Origin of the sequence: Okeania sp. SIO2F4 (assembly GCF_010672385.1) — a bacterium.
Lineage (GTDB): Bacteria > Cyanobacteriota > Cyanobacteriia > Cyanobacteriales > Microcoleaceae > Trichodesmium.
Genome location: NZ_JAAHGT010001231.1, coordinates 1 through 2,216 on the forward strand (window position 1 = coordinate 1; position 2,216 = coordinate 2,216).

The following is a 2,216-nucleotide window of genomic DNA, read 5'->3' on the forward strand; positions in this document are numbered from 1 at the left end:
TGTGAAGTCATCAGACTATGAAAAGGCTTACTACTACCGACTCCACTTAAACAAATCACCCGATTCTCTTTCTCAGTGTCCGGGGTAGGGAATATGTAGGGAAATTGATAACGACGATTATTTAAGAGTCAGATAGTGTAGAAATTTGGCTAAACCGAGGTATCTTACTCAGGAAATTACAACAATATAATGAGGCACTTATTTCATATCAACAAGCTCTTTCAATTGAGCCGAAAAATGTTGATATTTTACATAATCTAGGTGCTTTGTTAGGAAAGTTAGAACGCTATGAAGAAGCGATCGCTACTTTTGACAAAGCTCTGAAAATTCAACCAAATAAATTTGAAATTTGGTACAACCGAGGCAATTTACTGGGTAGGTTACAATCTTTTACTGAGGCAATTGATTCTTATGACCAAGCACTGAAAATTCAACCGGATAAATATGAACTTTGGTACAACAAAGGTGCTGTTTTGTGGCAAATCGAAAAATATAAAGAAGCAGTTAATTGCTATGACCAAGCAATTAAATTAATGCCAGATGATTATGAAGTTTGGCATAATCGAGGAGTAGCTTTGGGTGCTTTAGAAAAGCATGAAGAAGCAGTTGATTCTTATAATCAAGCAATTAAAATTTACCCCCAATGTTATCAAGCTTTTCTGGGTAAAGCAGAAGCATTATTGAAGTTAGAAAAATATGAGGAAGCTTTAAGTTCTTGTAATCATGCTATTGCTATTCAAAAGGAACGTTATGAAGGTTGGTTATGTCAAGGTCGGGTATTAGAAAAATTGGAAAGTTATGAAGAAGCTTTGACGGCTTACGACCAAACAATTGCTATTAATAATAATAGTTATGAAGCTTGGGGAAGAAAAGGTATAGTCTTAGAAAAAATTAAACGCTATAAACAAGCTTTGGCTTGTTATAACCGCGCTCTTGCTATTAAACCAGATGACTCAGAATCTAAGCTAAAACGTAGTATTTTATTGTCAGAATTACAAGGAAAAGAAGTTGTGACTGAGAAAAATAAATCTAATTCACCAGGAAATTTAGATGTCAGTAATAACCAAGATAAAAAACTCAAAAAAACTCAAAAAAATCACCCTATTCTTGCACAAAAAGGAAAAACAGTTAAGTAAGCATTCAGCACATCGCGTATCAGCTATCAGTTATTACTTTTGGTAGCGCGATAAAAGATTATTTAAACCCTGCACACTATCCTACTATCCTACTCTCTCACTCAAGAAAATGTAGAAAAGTTTTTGATAAATGGGATTATTGCTTATAGCTGACAGCTAATAGCTGAATGTTTATATAGTTAATGGCGATCATTAGATTTTTATGGAAAAATTACTATAAGGAGTAAGGTACAAAATTCTAGTAGTCTGCCACAATGATTTTGACAAGTTACTTTTCTGAAAATACTTAGATATTAAAATCTAATTACCTATCATAATTTCTATGGCAGACTACTAGGTTTTCGGTAATAGGCAACAGGCAGCAGAAAAGAAAAATAGAGCTGTATTTTACTCTTATTCAGAAATGCTATACAAGTTTCAAAATACTGCTAGATTAACTTTTTTAGTAAATAGGGGAGACCTTGATTTGGCAAGTGGCAAGTAATAAGAAAAGCTTTTTGCCATGGATGCACCGATGTACTAGAAAATTGAAGGAGCAGTCAGCAGTCAGCAATCAGCAATCAGCTTTTCACGGTGTATAATGGGGGATTCAAACCCCCAAAAAAGCGCACCACTAATTTTTCAAATATAGTGGGGGACTTAAACCCTTGGATTTTTAGCTGATAGCTAAATGCTGAAAGCTAATAGCTAGTTAAATAGGTGCTGATTAAATTTAAAAGTATTGACAGATAAAGGTAAGCGCCTTTTTGGAGTAGAAAAAAGTACCAGGTAAAAAGTCTAAAACGCTCAAAAAGTTAGCATTTTGGGCAAGAGTTGGGCAAAAAAATGCTCCTCTACTCCCCTACTCCCCCGCTCCTTAAAAATACTTTTTCAGCAAACCCTAAATAGTCAGGGTTTCTATTCCCTACTTCCCACTATCTTTTTTAATTGGATATTATTTACTATGGTTGTTACCTCAAAACTTAACTGGAAATATGGATTTATCGCCTAATAATTATGCCAATAGCTGTCAGACCAATTCCCATAACTATTAATTTAGGAGTAGAGGATGAGAATGAAGAGCATTACCATGAGTATTAG

The 2,216-nt window shown here is 34.3% G+C and carries 1 protein-coding gene; it reads left to right on the forward strand.

Translation table 11 applies throughout. From position 1 onward, the window contains the following. Positions 1 to 143: 143 nt before the first annotated feature. Complete coding sequence (locus tag F6K22_RS39210) at positions 144 to 1,136, forward strand: tetratricopeptide repeat protein (protein WP_293110391.1); 993 nt, start codon at positions 144 to 146, stop codon at positions 1,134 to 1,136. The last annotated feature ends 1,080 nt before the right edge of the window (positions 1,137 to 2,216 follow it).